16 protein-coding genes are annotated in these 16,897 nt (G+C 51.8%); 15 read left to right on the top strand and 1 reads right to left on the bottom strand.

All coding sequences use genetic code 11. The annotated features are described in order from the left end of the window. Window positions 1–16: 16 nt before the first annotated feature. The 9 genes from hpf (at window position 17) to xth (ending at window position 8,217) form a co-directional block, all read left to right on the top strand. On the top strand, window positions 17–343 hold the full coding sequence (gene hpf, locus GQ51_RS07210) for a ribosome hibernation-promoting factor, HPF/YfiA family (protein ID WP_047551615.1): 327 nt from the start codon (window positions 17–19) through the stop codon (window positions 341–343). 26 nt (window positions 344–369) lie between these two features. Beyond that, the gene (gene hprK, locus GQ51_RS07205) at window positions 370–1,311 is read left to right on the top strand and encodes an HPr(Ser) kinase/phosphatase (RefSeq protein ID WP_047551612.1); all 942 of its coding nucleotides are present in this window, start codon (window positions 370–372) and stop codon (window positions 1,309–1,311) included. A gap of 18 nt (window positions 1,312–1,329) precedes the next feature. Further along, the gene (gene rapZ / locus GQ51_RS07200; protein WP_047551610.1) at window positions 1,330–2,166 is read left to right on the top strand and encodes an RNase adapter RapZ; all 837 of its coding nucleotides are present in this window, start codon (window positions 1,330–1,332) and stop codon (window positions 2,164–2,166) included. Window positions 2,167–2,249: 83 nt separating this feature from the next. Further along, on the top strand, window positions 2,250–2,672 hold the full coding sequence (locus GQ51_RS07195) for a PTS sugar transporter subunit IIA (protein WP_047551608.1): 423 nt from the start codon (window positions 2,250–2,252) through the stop codon (window positions 2,670–2,672). A 16-nt stretch (window positions 2,673–2,688) separates the two neighbouring features. Beyond that, the gene (locus tag GQ51_RS07190) at window positions 2,689–2,958 is read left to right on the top strand and encodes an HPr family phosphocarrier protein (RefSeq protein WP_047551605.1); all 270 of its coding nucleotides are present in this window, start codon (window positions 2,689–2,691) and stop codon (window positions 2,956–2,958) included. Further along, entirely contained in the window at window positions 2,955–4,703 is a 1,749-nt protein-coding gene (gene ptsP, locus GQ51_RS07185; RefSeq protein ID WP_047551602.1) for a phosphoenolpyruvate--protein phosphotransferase, read from the top strand. Before GQ51_RS07190 ends, ptsP begins: the two co-directional genes overlap by 4 nt. 89 nt (window positions 4,704–4,792) lie before the next feature. Further along, on the top strand, window positions 4,793–5,134 hold the full coding sequence (locus GQ51_RS07180; protein ID WP_047551599.1) for a DUF4870 domain-containing protein: 342 nt from the start codon (window positions 4,793–4,795) through the stop codon (window positions 5,132–5,134). A 57-nt stretch (window positions 5,135–5,191) separates the two neighbouring features. Beyond that, the gene (locus GQ51_RS07175; RefSeq protein ID WP_052177748.1) at window positions 5,192–7,252 is read left to right on the top strand and encodes a M3 family metallopeptidase; all 2,061 of its coding nucleotides are present in this window, start codon (window positions 5,192–5,194) and stop codon (window positions 7,250–7,252) included. Between the two features lie 197 nt (window positions 7,253–7,449). Continuing rightward, on the top strand, window positions 7,450–8,217 hold the full coding sequence (gene xth / locus GQ51_RS07170; protein WP_047551596.1) for an exodeoxyribonuclease III: 768 nt from the start codon (window positions 7,450–7,452) through the stop codon (window positions 8,215–8,217). Between the two features lie 8 nt (window positions 8,218–8,225). Here xth and GQ51_RS07165 read toward each other — a convergent pair whose 3' ends face one another. Further along, window positions 8,226–10,691, bottom strand: coding sequence for a penicillin-binding protein 1A (locus GQ51_RS07165; protein ID WP_052177747.1), 2,466 nt, complete (start codon window positions 10,689–10,691; stop codon window positions 8,226–8,228). A gap of 339 nt (window positions 10,692–11,030) precedes the next feature. Here GQ51_RS07165 and GQ51_RS07160 point away from each other — a divergent pair, with 339 nt between their 5' ends. The 6 genes from GQ51_RS07160 (at window position 11,031) to GQ51_RS07135 (ending at window position 16,887) form a co-directional block, all read left to right on the top strand. Then, on the top strand, window positions 11,031–12,107 hold the full coding sequence (locus tag GQ51_RS07160) for a pilus assembly protein PilM (RefSeq protein WP_047551593.1): 1,077 nt from the start codon (window positions 11,031–11,033) through the stop codon (window positions 12,105–12,107). Then, the gene (locus GQ51_RS07155) at window positions 12,104–12,703 is read left to right on the top strand and encodes a PilN domain-containing protein (protein WP_047551591.1); all 600 of its coding nucleotides are present in this window, start codon (window positions 12,104–12,106) and stop codon (window positions 12,701–12,703) included. Before GQ51_RS07160 ends, GQ51_RS07155 begins: the two co-directional genes overlap by 4 nt. Then, window positions 12,700–13,392, top strand: a complete 693-nt coding sequence (locus GQ51_RS07150) for a type 4a pilus biogenesis protein PilO (RefSeq protein ID WP_047551588.1) — start codon at window positions 12,700–12,702, stop codon at window positions 13,390–13,392. The genes GQ51_RS07155 and GQ51_RS07150 overlap by 4 nt, the downstream gene beginning before the upstream one ends. A gap of 55 nt (window positions 13,393–13,447) precedes the next feature. After that, complete coding sequence (locus GQ51_RS07145; protein ID WP_200884441.1) at window positions 13,448–13,939, top strand: pilus assembly protein PilP; 492 nt, start codon at window positions 13,448–13,450, stop codon at window positions 13,937–13,939. Between the two features lie 108 nt (window positions 13,940–14,047). After that, entirely contained in the window at window positions 14,048–16,243 is a 2,196-nt protein-coding gene (gene pilQ / locus GQ51_RS07140) for a type IV pilus secretin family protein (protein WP_047554013.1), read from the top strand. 122 nt (window positions 16,244–16,365) lie between these two features. Then, window positions 16,366–16,887, top strand: a complete 522-nt coding sequence (locus GQ51_RS07135) for a shikimate kinase (RefSeq protein WP_047551582.1) — start codon at window positions 16,366–16,368, stop codon at window positions 16,885–16,887. Window positions 16,888–16,897 lie beyond the last annotated feature (10 nt).

Here is a 16,897-nt window from a genome sequence, read left to right as displayed (position 1 = left end):
TCAAAAGGAGCAAGTCATGAATTTACAATTAACTGGTCACCATTTAGAAATAACCCCAGCATTGCGCGATTATCTTACAAGCAAACTGGCTAAAGTTAGTAATCACTTTGATCATGTGATCGATGTCAAAGTGACCATGAGTGTTGAAAAGCTCGCCCAAAAGGTAGAAGCTACACTGCATGTTCCTGGTAATGATTTACACGCGGAATGTCAGGATGAGAATATGTACAGCGCAATTGATATGCTGACTGACAAACTTGACCGCCAGGTGTTGAGGCATAAAGAGAAGAATTCAGATCACCACAAAGCGAATGGTGCCGTTAAGCATCAGAATGTTGAATAATTAACGTCTTGTTTTAATCATCATTTATGGCTCAAATAAACGTCGCTGAGCTATTCAAACAAACCCGCCGCAAGCTCAAACTCAATTGGATCGCAGGGCTGAACGGCGGGTCAAATACTCTCACTAGCGAAACCGTCACAAAACCATCACTGGCACTCATCGGCCATCTTAATTTCGTGCATCCTAACCGTGTCCAGGTGCTGGGCTGTGCCGAGATGGATTATTTACGCAGCTTGCCGACCACCGAGGCAGTACGTGCAATCGAGAACCTGTACTCAACCGACCTGGCGGCCGTGATCGTTGCCAACGGCGAAAAAGTGCCGGAATCACTTATGGCGGCTGCCGATGCGCACGCCGCGCCCTTGTTTACCTCCACTTTACGCAGCCCTGCGCTGATGGATTTCCTGAGCCATTACCTGGCGCAGGCAGTGGCAGAATCTGTCAGCCTGCATGGCGTATTCATGGAGGTGCAGGGTTTTGGTGCGCTGATTAAAGGTGAGGCGGCTATCGGTAAAAGTGAGCTCGCTCTGGAGCTTATTTCACGCGGGCATCGCCTGGTTGCAGATGACGTCGTAGATTTCTTCCGGATTTCACCTGAGCGGGTTGAAGGGCGCTGCCCGGCTTTGCTGCAGGACTTTCTGGAGGTGCGCGGCCTGGGTATCCTGAATATCCGCGCCATCTTTGGCGATAATTCAGTCAAGCCGACCAAGCCGCTTGACCTGATTATCCAGCTGGAAATGGCAGATAAACTGGCACCGCAGCTGCTTGACAGGCTGAATATCAAAACCCTGCACGAAGAGGTGCTGGGCGTCAAAGTGCCTAAGGTGCAGATTCCGATCGCGGCCGGGCGCAACATTGCGGTACTGGTAGAAGTTGCAATCCGCAACCACGTGTTATTATTGCGCGGTATTAATGCAACCAAGCAATTTACCCAGCGCCAGCAGCGTGAAATGAAAAAAAACAGATAGCGACTTTAAGTTAATAACATGAAGCAACTGATCATTGTGACGGGTCTTTCCGGCTCAGGTAAGAGTATCGCATTGCGTGCGCTTGAAGATAGCGGTTATTACTGTATCGACAACCTGCCGGCAACCATGCTGCCCAGCCTGTCAGACCACCTCACGACCGTGCATCATCATCTGGTCGCGATCAGTATCGACAGTCGGAGTGCCGCGATTGAATCGCTGCCGGATAATATCGCCCTGCTGAAATCGCAGAATGTCGACACACGCGTTTTGTATCTGGAGTCTAACGTGGAAACGCTGGTAAAGCGATTCAGTGAGACACGGCGCAAGCATCCGTTAAGCAAAGATACGACTACGCTGGCTGAGAGTATTGCTTATGAGCGGGAACTGCTGGGCAATCTCGGCAGCCTGGGGCATGTGATTGATACCAGCAACCTGAGTGCCAATACCTTGCGCGGCTGGGTCAAGGATGTCGTGTCCAGCGAGCATGCGGGGCTGACCTTGCTGTTTACTTCGTTTGGGTTCAAGCATGGCATACCGCTGGATGCCGATTTCGTATTCGATGTGCGCTGCCTGCCTAACCCGCATTACGACCCGAACCTGCGTGAGCTGACGGGTAAGGACGAGCAGATCAAGGCTTATCTGGAAGTGCATGATTCAGTGCAGGAGATGCTTTCGGATATCCGTGCTTTTGTCGAAAAATGGCTGCCGTGTTTTATTATGGATAACCGCGGTTACCTGACCGTCGCCATCGGATGTACCGGCGGCCAGCATCGCTCGGTTTACATGGTCGAGCAGCTAAGCCAGTATTTTCAGTCGCAGCAGAAAGTACTGACCAGGCACCGGGAGCTCAAATAGTAAAGCAAACCGGGCGTTTTCCGATTCTTCCTGGCGATGTCCCCAGGATTGGGATGCCCATAAAATTTAGGTACTTATAAACAATGATCGGTATTTTAATGATTACGCATGGTACGCTCGGTGATAGCCTGCTGGAGTGTGCAAACCACATGTTGGGCAAGACCCCTCCGCAGATAGCCTCGCTCGCGGTCAGCAGTAAAGATGACCCCGGCAGTGTCGTTCCGAAGGCGATGGAACTGGTTGCGAGCGTGAATAGCGGCGATGGCGTGCTTGTATTGTCTGATATGTATGGCGCCACCCCTTGCAATATCGTGACTAAAATACTGCAGCCGGGAGTAGTTGAAGGCGTGGCTGGCGTGAATCTGCCCATGCTGGTCAGGGTCATGAACTATCGGCAGGAGCCTTTGCCGGTGCTGGTTGATAAAGCCTTGAGCGGAGGCCGTGAAGGCGTCGTGGCGTTTGACCGTGAAAGCTGTGAGCGCTTCGAGCAAGGCTCCGTTAAATAACAGGATTCAGATTGATATGATTAGCAAGCAACTGGAAATTATTAACAAACTGGGTCTGCATGCCCGCGCCTCGACCAAGCTCACGCAAACTGCCAGCAAGTTTGCCAGTGAGGTGTGGATTGAGCGCAATGGGCGCCGCGTCAATGCCAAGAGCATCATGGGCGTGATGATGCTGGCGGCGGCAAAAGGCGCGATTGTTACCCTGGAGGCCAGCGGTGCCGATGAAGCTGAGGCGATCGAGGCATTGACGGCGTTGATTGAAAATTACTTCGGCGAAGGCGAATGACCAGTTTCAGTATTCATGGTGTAGGCGTTTCCAGCGGCATTGCGATCGGCCATGCGCACCTGCTTTCCAATGCATTGCTGGAAGTGGTGCATTACCAGCTGCCCAAACATTTGATTGACGATGAAGTAAAGCGTTTCAGCAACGCAATCACCACCGTTAAGCAGGATCTGGCGCAGATCAAGGGCAGCCTGCGCAAGAATGCGCCGGCAGAGCTGGCTGCGTTCATCGGTACACACTTGCTGATGCTGGAAGACAAGTCACTGTCTGAAGTGCCTAAAAATATCATCAGGAATGAACAATGCAATGCCGAGTGGGCCATCAAGCTGCAGATGGACGACATTGTCGACCAGTTCGAGCAGATTGAAGACAGCTACCTGCGTGAACGCAAGCAGGATGTCATTCAGGTTGTTGAGCGTATCATCAAGGTGCTGCTTGGCCATCAGGCGCAGCTCAGTACCGAGCAGCAGAACAGCGCCTTGCATCAGGAGCGTAAACTGATCCTGGTTGCGCATGATGTTTCCCCTGCGGATGCCATTCAATTCAAGCAGCACCAGTTCGCGGCGTTCATCACGGATGTGGGCGGCGCAACCTCGCATACGGCGATCCTGGCACGCAGCCTCAATATCCCTTCTATTGTCGCGTTGCAGCGTGCGCGTGACCTGATCAATGATGGTGAACTCATCATTGTTGATGGTGACCTGGGCGTTGTCATCGTTAATCCATCCAAAGAGATTCTGGATGAGTACAAATTAAAGCAGGAACAGTGGGAACTTGAGCAGCAAAAGCTGCAACGCATCAAAACCACCAAAGCGCTGACCATAGACGGCACGGCCATAGAGCTGATGGCCAATATCGAACTGCCGGAAGACGTGGCAGCGGTCAAGGCTTCCGGCGCGACCGGCATCGGGCTGTACCGTACCGAGTTCCTGTTCATGAACCGGCATGATATGCCGAATGAAGAAGAGCAGTTCGAGGCTTATAAATCAGTGGCAGAAGCCATGAAAGGCGCGCCAGTCACTATCCGCACCCTGGACCTGGGGGCGGATAAGCAGATGAATGCCGATACGGTGGTGAACTCACCCAACCCGGCACTGGGGCTGCGGGCGATCCGCCTGTGCCTGTCCGAGCCGCAGATTTTCCATACCCAGCTGCGTGCATTGCTGCGGGCATCTCATTACGGAAAAATCAAGATCCTGATCCCGATGCTGTGCATGCTTTCGGAATTGCGCCAGACGAAAGTATTTCTTGAACGTGCCAAGGCAAGCCTGCGTAAGGAAAACATCCCGTTCGATGAAAACGTCGAGCTTGGCGGCATGATCGAAATCCCGGCTGCGGCGATCAATGCCGAAGCTTTTGCCGACGAGCTGGATTTCCTGTCCATCGGTACTAACGACCTGATTCAATATACATTGGCGATAGACCGTACCGATGATGCTGTAGCACATCTGTATAACCCTATGCATCCATCAGTGCTGAAGCTGATCTCCATGACGATCAAAGCAGGTGCAAAGCAGGGCAAAGCCGTTTCCGTATGCGGTGAAATGGCGGGTGATGCCAAGCTGACCAAGCTGTTGCTGGGAATGGGCTTGCGCCAGTTCTCCATGCACCCGTCACATGTGCTAAGCATCAAGCAGCAGGTTCTGCATAGCCAGTTGAGCGAGCTGTCCGGACAGGCGCGCAAGGTGCTTGGCTTGACGGATTCTGACAAAATTGAACTTGTAGTCAATAAAATCAATCTCAACTAACCACTGGCTTTATAGCAGCTGGTTCATGGCCGTTGCGGCTTGCTGAACCCATCATTCGCTATTAACTGCAGACTTTAAAAGGTTTAAACATGTCCACTGAAATTACTGTGCCCAGCAACGACGATAAAAACATTGTGACGATTACCCACCTGGGCGGCATATTGTTTTCGTTCATCCCGTCATTAGTGGTGTGGCTATTGAAGAAAAATGACAGTGAATACATTGCAGCGCAGGCCAAAGAAGCCCTGAACTTCCAGATCACGCTGCTGCTGGCGCAGTTTGCAGCTTATGTGCTGGTTTTCATATTGGTCGGATTTTTATTATTGGGGCTGATTTGGGTATTCAATATTGTTTTCTGCATTATTGCCGCCATATCAAGCAGTAAAGGTGAGTATTACCGTTACCCGCTCACCTTGCGTTTAATCAACTAGACGTTTAACCCACCAGACCTTTGACCCATTTGTTTTTAAACAGAAAGATTCCGCGCAGTGTCTATTTCACAATCAGAAAATAATCCGCTTCTGCATTTTGCAGGTTTACCCAAATTCAATGAGGTAAAAGCCGAGCATGTTTCCCCGGCGATCGACAGCCTGCTGGCAGATGCCAGAAAAACAGTCGAAGCGCTTGCCACGGCTGATGGCAGCGTGGGTGACGGTGCCGTGACCTGGGATAACTTCGCCAGCAAGCTGGAAGATATGGAAGAACGCCTGTCGCGTGCATGGTCGCAGGTCGGTCATATCAATGCGGTCGTGAACAGCCCGGAGCTGCGTGAGGCCTACAATGAGAACCTGTCGAAACTCACGGACTTTTACGCGGACCTGGGGCAGGATGAGCGCCTGTACGCCAAATTCCGCACTTTGCGCAATAGCCAGGCGTTTGAAACGCTGACGGTGGCGCAGAAAAAAATCGTTGAGAATGAATTGCGCGATTTCCGTCTGGGCGGTGCGGAGTTGCCAGCCGGCCAGAAAGCGCGTTTCAAGGAGATTCAGGAAGAGCTGTCCAAACTTTCCTCCAAATTCGAGGAAAACGTGCTGGATGCCACCAATGATTATGCTTTGTACGTACACGACGCAAAAACCTTGCAAGGTATACCACAGGATGTGCTGCAGGCCGCTGCCGATGCGGCAAAAGCGGAAGATAAGACCGGCTGGAAATTCACCTTGCATTTCCCGTCCTATTTGCCGGTACTGCAATATGCAGATAACCGTGAATTACGTGAAACGCTTTACCGTGCCTACGCTACCCGGGCTTCCGAGTTCGCAAAACCGGAGTGGGATAACACGCCTGTCATTGCGCAGATACTCAAGTTGCGGCACGAAGCTGCACAATTGCTCGGCTTTGATAACTATGCAGAGCTTTCCATCGCGACAAAAATGGCTGACTCGGCGCAGCATGTGGAGTCTTTCCTCAAGGACCTGGCCGCCAGGGCGAAGCCGTTTGCGCTGCGGGATAAAATAGAGCTGGATGAATACGCTGCCAAACTTGGCATCACTGACATGCAAGCCTGGGATGTGTCCTATGTTTCCGAGAAGCTGCGTGAAGATAAATATGCGTTTTCAGACCAGGAAGTGAAGCAGTATTTTCCTGAGCATAAAGTGCTGGCAGGTTTGTTCAAGGTCGTGGAAACCATTTTCGGCATTCATGTGAGCCGTTCTGATGCGCCGGTGTGGCACGAAGATGCAAGTTTTTACGATATCAAGGATGAGCAGGGCGAGTTGATCGGCCAGTTCTATCTGGATTTGTATGCGCGCAACAACAAGCGTGGCGGCGCCTGGATGGATGAAGCCATCACGCGCCGTAAATCAGCCGGCGGCCTGACCAGGCCGGTTGCCTATCTGACCTGTAACTTCTCTGCGCCGGTCGGCGGCAAACCTGCCTTGTTCACGCATGATGAAGTGCTGACCATGTTCCATGAGTTTGGCCACGGCCTGCACCACATGCTCACGGAAGTGGATGATTACAGCGTATCCGGCATTAAGGGTGTGGAGTGGGATGCGGTAGAGTTGCCAAGCCAGTTCATGGAAAACTTCTGCTGGGAATGGGAAGTGCTGCGCAACATGACGGCGCATGTGGATACCGGTGAGCAATTGCCGCGTTCGCTTTTTGACAAGATGGTGGCAGCAAAGAACTTCCAGGCCGGTATGCAGACTGTGCGCCAGATCGAGTTCTCCCTGTTTGATATTCGCCTGCACAGCGAGTTTGACCCGCATGGGGCAACGACTGCGCTTGACCTGATTGAGTCTGTGCGCGATGAAGTCGCTGTGGTGCGTCCGCCTAAATGGAACCGCTTTCCGCATAACTTCACGCATGTGTTTTCGGGCGGTTATGCTGCCGGTTACTACAGCTATAAATGGGCCGAGGTGCTGTCTGCCGATGTTTACAGCATGTTTGAGGAAGACGGCGTGCTATCGAGGGAGGCCGGTCAGCGCTACTGGCAGGAAATCCTGGCAAAAGGCGGCTCCCGTTCCGCGATGGAATCGTTTGCCGCATTCCGTGGCCGCGAGCCAAGCATTGATGCCCTGCTGAGACACAGTGGCATGATTGCTTAAAGTGTTAAAAATCAAAACCTGATTTAGCCGCAGATAAACACAGATACACACAGATAAAACCCAGAGATTCACTTTGAGAAGCAAGGCGAAATTAGGGCTTACTAGCGTTGAATTAGGTTTTTTTATCCGTGTTGATCTGTGTTTATCTGTGGCTAAAAAATATTTTTAACGAATAATTAATTACCGAGGTTTCCGTTTTGAAATTTGCTACCTGGAATGTTAACTCTTTAAACGTGAGGTTGCCGCACGTGCTGGATTGGCTGAAGGCAGCCCAGCCGGATGTGCTTTGCCTGCAGGAAACCAAGCAGGAAGATGGCAAGTTTCCTTACACTGCATTAAAAGAAGCCGGTTACGAGGCGGTGCATATCGGGCAGAAAACCTATAACGGGGTAGCGATTCTCAGCCGACATCCCCTCACCAATGTTCAGCGCAATATTCCGGGTTTTGCCGATGACCAGCAGCGTGTGATTGCCGCAGACATCGGTGATGTGCGTGTGGTCTGCGCTTATATCCCGAATGGGCAGGCGCTGGACTCCGAAAAATATCAATACAAGCTGCGCTGGCTGGATGCCCTGCATGACTGGCTGAAAGCCGAGCTGCTTGCACACCCCAGGCTATTGCTGCTGGGCGACTATAATATCGCACCGGAAGACCGTGACTGCCATGACCCGGCCGCGTGGGTGGGGCAGGTGCTGGTATCCCCGCCGGAGCGCGAGGCATTCCGGCAGCTGATCCAGCTTGGCCTGCATGATAGTTTTCGTTTGTTCGACCAGCCGGAAAAGAGCTTCAGCTGGTGGGATTACCGCATGGCAGGTTTCCGGCGTGACCTGGGAATGCGCATCGACCATATCCTGGTCAGCGACGCGCTTAGATCACGCTGTGCCGAGGCATATATAGACAAGGCGCCACGCAAGCTCGAGCGCCCGTCTGACCATACGCCGGTAGTGCTGCAACTGATTCCTTAGTGCGCACCTTAATGTGCATTCAGTGGGTTTCTGGGTGCAATTTCCGTAGTTCTTGATTGGCTTTCCGCTGGTTTGGCCGCTGCCGGTTTAGGCGGCAATACGATTTCAGGCTGCAATAACTTCTGTGCCTGACTCAAGGAGGTGTCTTCCGGGTTTTCCAGGCCATCAAACAATGACGGCAGCTGTTCTTCGATTTCGGGCGGTGGATTTTCATGATAGAAGTATTCGTAAATGCCGTTTTCGTCATTGTCTGCACGTACGCCGGTCACCGGGTCGACCCTGAGCGCCATGATGCCATCGGGAACCACCGGCTCCACATCCGGCATGCCTCTTAAGGCGGTTGCCATGTACTTGATCCAGATAGGCAGTGCGGCAGCGCCGCCGGTCTCGCTGCCGCCCAGTGCGCGCGGCTTGTCATAGCCGACCCAGGCGATCGCCACCTGTTTCGGGTTGTATCCGGCAAACCAGGCGTCATAATGGTCATTGGTGGTACCGGTCTTGCCGGCCAGGTCATTGCGGCCCAGTTGCAGTGCCCGGGTCGCAGTGCCGCGCCTGATGACATCCTGCATCATGGAATTCATGATAAAGGCGTTGCGGGCATCAATGACTCGGGGGGCGCCTTGGCCGGCTTTAACGAATTTGGTTTCTGCCAGGACTTTGCCTTGCTGGTCTACGATTTTAGTGATCAGGTTGGGTTTGACGCGGTAGCCCCCGTTTGCAAACACGGCGTAGGCTGTTGCCATCTGCCAGGGGGTTACCGAACCTGCGCCCAGTGCCATGGTGAGATAAGCCGGATGGTCTTTGGCCGCAAAGCCGAAGCGGGTGATGTAGTCCTGTGCGTAACTTGGTCCTATTGCCTGTATCACCCGGATCGAAACCAGGTTCTTTGATTTGGTCAGGGCTTGCCTCAAACGTATCGGGCCCTCGAATGTGTTGTCGAAATTACGCGGTGACCAGGCTTTTTCGCCGGTTTCTTTTGCTGAGAAGTTCAGTGGGCTGTCCTCCACGATGGAGGCCGGCGTAAAACCTTTTTCCAGTGCTGCGGAGTAGATGAAAGGTTTGAAACTTGAGCCTGGCTGGCGCCATGCCTGAGTGACATGGTTGAACTTGTTGCGGTTGAAGTCGAACCCGCCCACCAAGGCGCGGACTGCGCCGGATTCAGGGTCTAATGCAATCAGGGCAGACTCAACCTGCGGCATCTGCACGATCCTCCAGCCGTCGCTGTCTTTCTGGCCGGCGCTTCTGGTGACCCGGATCACGGAACCGGCTTTTAATAAAACCTTCTCAGGGTCTTTCTGGCTCAGCGTCCTTGCAACCAGTGCCAGCCCCTTGCCTTTGATTTCAATATCATCACCGTATTTTGTGTGAACATGCACGGATTTGGCTGACAGGCTGGTCACAATTGCCGGGATGAAACCGTTGGATTCATCAAAATCATCCAGCGCCTCGTTCAGGCCGTCGGATGGGTTCTCAGCAAGAATCTTGGCAAGATTGAGTGTTTTTTCGGGGCCGCGGAAACCGTGGCGTGAATCGTAGTCTAGAACGCCTTCCCTGATGGCGGCATTGGCGGCCTCCTGGTTGGCTTTGCGTATCGTAGTGTAAACGCGCAGGCCGCTGCTGTAGATGTCATCCTGATATTGTGCATACAGGCTTTCGCGTACAATTTCCGCAACATAGTCTGCCGCCAGGTCGCGCGCCTGTTTTGATGCCTTAAACCGCAACGGTTGCTTCAAGGCTGCCTGGTAAACCGGTTCTTTGATGAACCCGAAGCGGTACATATCGCGCAGGACTTCCTGCTGACGCGTGATCGCGCGCTTGGGGTTGACGAAAGGATTGTAGCCGGAAGGTGCTTTAGGCAAACCTGCAAGCAATGCAGATTCGGCAAGGTTGAGTTTATCCAATGGCTTTCCATAGTACACCTGTGCTGCTGCGGCAAATCCATAAGCGCGCTGGCCAAGATAAATCTGGTTGATGTAGAGCTCCAGGATTTTATCTTTATTCAAGGTATGCTCGATTTTTAAAGCGAGCATCGCCTCGTTGATCTTGGTAATGATGGTGCGCTTGCCATTGGGGGTGGTGAAAAAGTTCTTGGCTACCTGCATGGTAATGGTGCTGGCGCCTTCATGGCTCCTGCCGGTGATGTTGTTCCTGATCGCACGCAGGATGCCTTTGAAATCAACACCGCTATGCTGGTAGAAGCGTCGGTCCTCAATCGCCAGCACGGCATCTTTCATATTCTGCGGCACCTGTTCTATCTTGATGTAAGCGCGGCGCTCTTCGCCAAATTCGTCAATCAGGTAGCCATCTTCGGAATAAACCCGCAGCGGCAGTTTCGGCTGGTAGTCGGTCAGCGCTTCCAGTGAAGGCAGGGTAGGATAGATCAGCGCAGCGGCAAGGCCTATCAGTGCCAGCACGGACAAGCTGCCGACAATCGCGGTCATTACGAGATAGTGCCACCATTTGTTCAGTATCATGAGTCGTTTTATTTCTTCATTGAGGAAGTGCGGAATTAGCTATCCATGCGGGCAGATTGCTGCGTTGTGCGCGCTTTTTGCATATATGCTCTACGGACACGCCCGGTACGGCTGTAGTTCATCCTGCTCGCCGATTTAATTCCGTGTTTCCTGGATTTAAATAAATACAATCCGGCCATTATAAATTGCCTGAAGCCTCCATGTGAATTTAATGTGGCGTATAAATGACTAAATTTATTAAACAAGAAATTGCTTTACAGGGTTTAAACTTGTTGCTAGGATTTAATGTAAATTATTAGAAATGTTCGTAACTAACGAAATTAGAAAAGGAATTTCATTTTGAAATTCAGTCTTTTTACAGAAAAAACTCCTCCGCTTATTGGTATTGATGTCAGCTCCACTTCAGTGAAGATAGTAGAGTTGTCTGGGGACAGTCGTGGCGGTTACAAGCTGGAAGGGTATGCCATTGCGCCTATGGTGCCGGAAGCGGTAATCGACGGCAATGTGGCAGACCTGGAGAAGGTCGCAGATGCCATCAGGCAGGCGTTCAGGCTGCTGGGCACCCGTGAGAAGAACGCCGCGCTTGCCTTGCCGTCATCTGCCGTCATCAGCAAGAAAGTCATCATGGAAGCCGGCCTGCGTGAAGAAGACATGGAAGCGCAAGTCGAGGGTGAGGCTAATCAATACATTCCGTTCCCCCTGGATGAAGTGAATATTGACTTTCAGATACTGGGACCCGCGCCCAGTAATCCGGAAGAAGAAGTGGAAGTGCTGATCGTTGCCGCGCGTAAGGAAAAAATCGAAGACCGCGTGGCCGCTGCGGAAGTCGCCGGCCTGAAAGTCATTGTCATGGATGTGGATTCGTATGCGACTGAGGCGGCCTATACGCTGGTGTCGGTGCAATTGCCTGATTCCGGTAATGAGCAGACCGTGATGATCGTGGATATCGGCGCCACCATGATGCATATTAATGTTCTGCATGACAACAAGCCGGTCTATGCACGTGAGCAGAGTTTTGGCGGCAATCAGCTTACGCAGGAAATACAGCGCCGGTTCGGTTTGTCGATTGAAGAGGCGGAAATTTCCAAGCGCAGGGGCGGGTTGCCCGAAAGTTATGAAAGTGAAGTGTTGCAGCCGTTTGTGCAGCTGCTTGCGACAGAAGTGGCCAGGGCGCAGCAGTTCTTTACCAGCTCAACACAATACCACCATGTAGACCACATCGTACTGGCGGGTGGTTGCGCATCGATTCCTGAAATTGAAGTGACCGTGCAGGATCGCACCCAGGTGCATACCGTAATCGCAAACCCATTCCACAGCATGGCAATGGGATCCAGGGTGAAATCGCAGCAGCTTCCCGTTGATGCACCAGCCCTTCTGATAGCTTGTGGACTTGCAATGCGAGGTATAGAGATATGATACGCGTCAATTTACTCCCGCACCGGCAAATCAGAAGAGAGGCCAGGCAGCGTCAATTCGGCCTGATGGCAGCTTTTACCGCGATTGTGGCGAGCACCATCGTGTTTATGGCTTATACCGTGATCAATGCCAAAATTGATTCCCAGACTGAGCGGAACGCAAGGCTGGATGCAGCGATTGTGAAGCTGGATAAGGAAATCAAGGACATCCAGGACCTCAAGGACCAGATCAGCGCCATGCTGGAACGCAAGCAGGTTGTTGAGAACCTGCAAACCAACCGCAGCCAGGCCGTGATTGTGTTTGATGAGCTGAGCCGCCAATTGCCTGAAGGCATGTATTTCAAGAGCATTAAGCAGGTAGGCGACCTGATTACCCTTGAAGGGGTTGCAGACACCAATGCCAGGGTGGCTACGCTGGTGCGCAACTACAATGCTTCTGCCTGGCTGGAAGCGCCGGGGCTGGTTGAAATCAAAGCTGTCACGGCAAACGGGCAGAAACAGAATGTGTTTACCCTTACGGTAAAGCTGAAAGCCCCGCAGGTGGAAGAAGAGGCTGATGCAACAAAAGGCAAGGCAGTAGAAGGGGGCAAGCCATGAAATTAGAAGATTTCAATAATATTGATATCAAGAATGCCGGTAACTTGCCTATGCCGGTCAAGGCTGTGCTGCTTGCGGTTGTTTTTGTGCTGCTGCTGGCATTGGGGTATTACTTCCTGCTGAGCCCTGCACTTGAGACGCTGGATCAGGAAAAAGCCAAAGAACAGCAATTAAGGGATGTGTTCCTTGCCAAAAAGAGCCAGGCAATCAATCTGGAAGCTTACCGTGCGCAGATGGTCGAGATCGAGAAAACTTTTGGTGCGCTGTTAAGGCAGCTGCCGGATAAGTCGCAGATTGATGGGCTGCTCACTGACATTAACCAGGCCGGACTGAGCAGGGGGCTGGAGTTCGAGTTGTTCAAGCCCGGCAGCGAAACGCAAGCCGAGTTCTATGCCGAAATGCCGATCGCAATCAAGGTGGTGGGCACTTATCATGACCTGGGCGCTTTTGCGTCAGACATTTCCAGGCTGTCCCGTATCGTTACGATCAGCAATGTTGCCGTGGTGCCTCAAGGCAGCGGCAAGGATAGCAAGCCGGCTGATGCCAAGGCTGCCGGTGCAGGCAATATGCTGGTGATGGAAGCTGTGGCGAAAACCTATCGATATCTGGACGCAGAGGAGATCGCTGCGAAGCAGAAAGCTCTGAAAGCTGAAAAAGAAGCCAAAGCAAAATCTGGTAAGAAAGGCTGATTAAGTGAAACAATGTTTGAATCTTAGGCAGGTACAGTTCGGTAGCTTCAGGCTTCTGCCGGTTCTGGTATTGGGTGTCCTCCTGGCTGCCTGCAGTGGTGAGGAAGGGGATGACCTGGATCAGTATATGCGGGATGCCGCCAAGGGTATCAAGCCCCAGGTCAAACCTTTGCCCGAGGTTAAGCCATATACGGCATTGCAATACAACGCGGACGGCACCCTGGTGGATCCATTCCGCGCGCGCAAGGCGGCGAACAAGTCAAGCGCCTTGCAGCCTAACCTGAACCGGCCTAAAGAACCTTTGGAAGCCTATCCGCTTGAAAGTTTGAAATATGTTGGCCTGCTGTCAAAGAACAAGCTGATTTATGCCTTGCTTAAAACCCCGGATAATGTCGTCCAGCAGGTGAAGGTCGGCAATTATGTGGGACAGAATTACGGACGTGTCACGCAAATTACCGATAGGGAAGTCATATTGAATGAGATTGTGCAGGATGAGCTATCAGGTGACTGGATAGAACGCGCTTCAAACTTGGCTTTGCAGGAATAAAAAAATAATCGGAACGGTTTATAAGCCTGAAGTATCGATGTTTAAACGATCTGCGGGTATTAATACAGTCTTAAAAAAGAGGTTTAGGGTGAAACGATGAAAACAAATATGTTGATATCAAAATTTTTACAGGCAGTCTTGCTGCTTGTCATGACTATGTTTTCAGGCTTATTGCTGGCTGAGGATCAATCCGCGTCGGGCAATAAGATTGAAAGCGTGGATTTTTCATCGTTGCCAGGGGGCAGGGTCACTATTCATGTGAAAACAACGCAGCCCCTGACTAACCCGCCGGCAGGCTTTACGCTCAGCAATCCGGCCAGGATCGCGCTGGACTTTCCTCAGGTCTCTAACGGCGTAGGCAAAAGCAATATCGGTGCAGACCAGGGCGCGCTGAAAAGCGTCACTTTAGCGCAGGGCAAGGAACGTACCCGCATGGTGCTGAATTTGTCTAAGAATGTCGGTTACAACACCAGTGTAAACGGTAATGATGTGACGATCACATTGCAGGCGAATGCAGCGGCAACGGAGTCAGTGGTGGAAACCAGGTTCTCCGAGCCTAAACTTGGCAGCCAGCCCATCGCCCTTAACAATGTAGACTTTGCGCGCGGTAAAAACGGCGAAGGCCGCATCATTGTTGACTTGTCAGACCCATCAGCGGGCATCAACATCAAGCAGAAAGGCAAGACGATTGTAGTCGATTTCATTAATACAGAAGTGCCTGCAAACCTGCAGCGCCGCCTGAATGTGACTAATTTCAATACCCCGGTACTCTATGTCGATACGATGAAGCAGGGTAAAAACGGTCATATGGTGATTGAGCCTAAAGGCAATTGGGAGCATTCAGCCTATCAGGCAGATAAAAAATTCATTATTGATGTGCGTCAGATCGTGGATGACCCGAACAAACTGGTGCGCGGCAGCAAGCCTGGCTATGCCGGCGAGAAACTTTCGCTCAATTTCCAGAACATCGAAGTGCGTGCAGTGCTGCAGGTCATTGCCGACTTTACCGGCCTGAATATCATTACCAGTGACACCGTAACCGGCAACCTGACGTTACGCCTGAAAGATGTGCCATGGGATCAGGCGCTGGAAATCATCATGCAGAGCAAAGGGCTTGATAAACGTAAGAACGGCAATGTGATTCTTGTCGCCCCGTCAGAAGAGCTGGCAGCCAAGGAAAAGCTGGTGTTTGAAAGCCAGCAGCAGATCGATGACGTAGAACCATTGCGCACCGAAGTGTTCACACTGAATTACATGAAAGCAGAAGCGCTGAAGGATATCCTGAGCGACCCTAAACAGCGCATATTGTCCAAACGCGGCAGTGCAGTGCTTGACCCGCGCACGAATACCGTTTTTGTGCAGGATATCCCTAAATACCTGGAACAGGTGCAGGCCATCATCAACAAGACCGATGTTCCTGTGAAGCAGGTGATGATTGAATCACGCCTCGTCATTGCCGATGAGAAATTCGGCAAGGACCTGGGCGCGCGCTTTGGCGTGACACAAACCGGCAGGCCAGGCAGCAGCGTCGCGACGATAGGCGGTACTATAGGCAACAGGCCGACAACGCTAACCTCCAGCACGCTTACGCAGGGTACACATAATGGTACAGCGCAGACAGCCCTGACAGATACGATTTACAGCGATAAAGTTAATAACCTTAACAGCACCTTAACCAGCAGTGACGGCCTGCCTGACCTGATGTCGAACCTGCCAGTCACTAAAGCAGGCGCCGGCAGCTTTGCGTTTACCCTGTTCAGGCTGTCAGCCGGATTGCTGCTGAACCTGGAATTGTCTGCGCTTGAGACTGATAAGCGCGGCAAGGTGGTTTCCAGCCCGCGCATCACTACCGCAAACCAGCGCAAGGCCAAGATCTCGCAAGGTACGGATATTCCATACCTGCAGAGTTCTGCCAGCGGTGCCGCCAATATTACGTTCAAACCCGCCGTGCTGAGCCTGGAAGTGACGCCGCAGATCACGCCTGATGAAAAGATCATCATGGATCTTGAAGTCAAGAAAGACCGGGTTGGCCAATATATCCGTACCGGTGTCGGTTTGACTGAAGCGCCGGCGATTGAAACGCAGTCAATCAATACGCAAGTGCTGGTGGCGAACGGAGAAACGGCGGTCCTGGGTGGCATCTATGAACAGGAAGACCGCAATGATGTAGAAAAAATACCGTTCTTCGGTGACCTGCCTATCATGGGCAATCTGTTCAAGCGTAAATCACTATCGACAGATAAAACCGAATTGCTGATCTTCATTACGCCTAAAATCATGGATGAACGTATGAGTCTGCAATAAAAGCAAAATCTGACAGAAACATCAGATTGTCATAAAATGCCCATCATTACAGTGATGGGCATTTTGTTTTATGTGCTGCTGAATTGCATATTGGCAACAGATAAAAATTAAGGGTTTTACAATTGAATAATATTTATTTTATCGGGCTCATGGGTGCCGGAAAAACGACCATCGGTCGTCTGCTGGCAAAGCAGCTGGGCAGGGAGTTTTACGACTCGGATGTGGAGATCGAGCGTAAGACCGGTGTCAAGATTCCGCTTATTTTTGAGCTGGAAGGCGAAGAAGGCTTCCGTAAACGCGAAACTGCCTCCATAGAGGAGCTTAGCCAGCTCGACCATGCGGTGGTGGCCACCGGCGGCGGTGCCGTGCTTAATCCGGAAAACCGCCGGTTCCTGAAAAACAGCGGTAAAATCATCTATCTGCGCGCAAAAGTACATGACCTTTACCAGCGTACGCGTAACGACAAAAGCCGCCCTTTATTACAGGGGGCGAATCCCAGGCAGAAACTTGAGCAGCTCTATATAGCGCGTGACCCGATCTATACCGAATTGGCCGATTATATTGTAGACACCGGTGCACAGTCCGCGCTTGAAATCACCGGTTATATAGAACAGCTGCTGCTGCGGGAATCTGCGCAGGCCTGAGCAGAAAAAC

Origin of the sequence: Methylotenera sp. G11 (genome assembly GCF_000799735.1) — a bacterium.
Taxonomy (GTDB): Bacteria; Pseudomonadota; Gammaproteobacteria; order Burkholderiales; family Methylophilaceae; genus Methylotenera.
Note: the sequence above shows the minus strand (reverse complement) of the source record. Positions and strands in the feature narration are given on the sequence as shown.

Excerpts from the sequence above, each read along its gene's own strand:
- hpf (WP_047551615.1), top strand. The coding sequence starts at position 17 with ATGAATTTACAATTAACTGGTCACCATTTAGAAATAACCCCAGCATTG.
- hprK (WP_047551612.1), top strand. The coding sequence starts at position 370 with ATGGCTCAAATAAACGTCGCTGAGCTATTCAAACAAACCCGCCGCAAG.
- rapZ (WP_047551610.1), top strand. The coding sequence starts at position 1,330 with ATGAAGCAACTGATCATTGTGACGGGTCTTTCCGGCTCAGGTAAGAGT.
- GQ51_RS07195 (WP_047551608.1), top strand. The coding sequence starts at position 2,250 with ATGATCGGTATTTTAATGATTACGCATGGTACGCTCGGTGATAGCCTG.
- GQ51_RS07190 (WP_047551605.1), top strand. The coding sequence starts at position 2,689 with ATGATTAGCAAGCAACTGGAAATTATTAACAAACTGGGTCTGCATGCC.
- ptsP (WP_047551602.1), top strand. The coding sequence starts at position 2,955 with ATGACCAGTTTCAGTATTCATGGTGTAGGCGTTTCCAGCGGCATTGCG.
- GQ51_RS07180 (WP_047551599.1), top strand. The coding sequence starts at position 4,793 with ATGTCCACTGAAATTACTGTGCCCAGCAACGACGATAAAAACATTGTG.
- GQ51_RS07165 (WP_052177747.1), bottom strand. The coding sequence starts at position 10,691 with ATGATACTGAACAAATGGTGGCACTATCTCGTAATGACCGCGATTGTC.
- GQ51_RS07155 (WP_047551591.1), top strand. The coding sequence starts at position 12,104 with ATGATACGCGTCAATTTACTCCCGCACCGGCAAATCAGAAGAGAGGCC.
- GQ51_RS07150 (WP_047551588.1), top strand. The coding sequence starts at position 12,700 with ATGAAATTAGAAGATTTCAATAATATTGATATCAAGAATGCCGGTAAC.
- pilQ (WP_047554013.1), top strand. The coding sequence starts at position 14,048 with ATGTTGATATCAAAATTTTTACAGGCAGTCTTGCTGCTTGTCATGACT.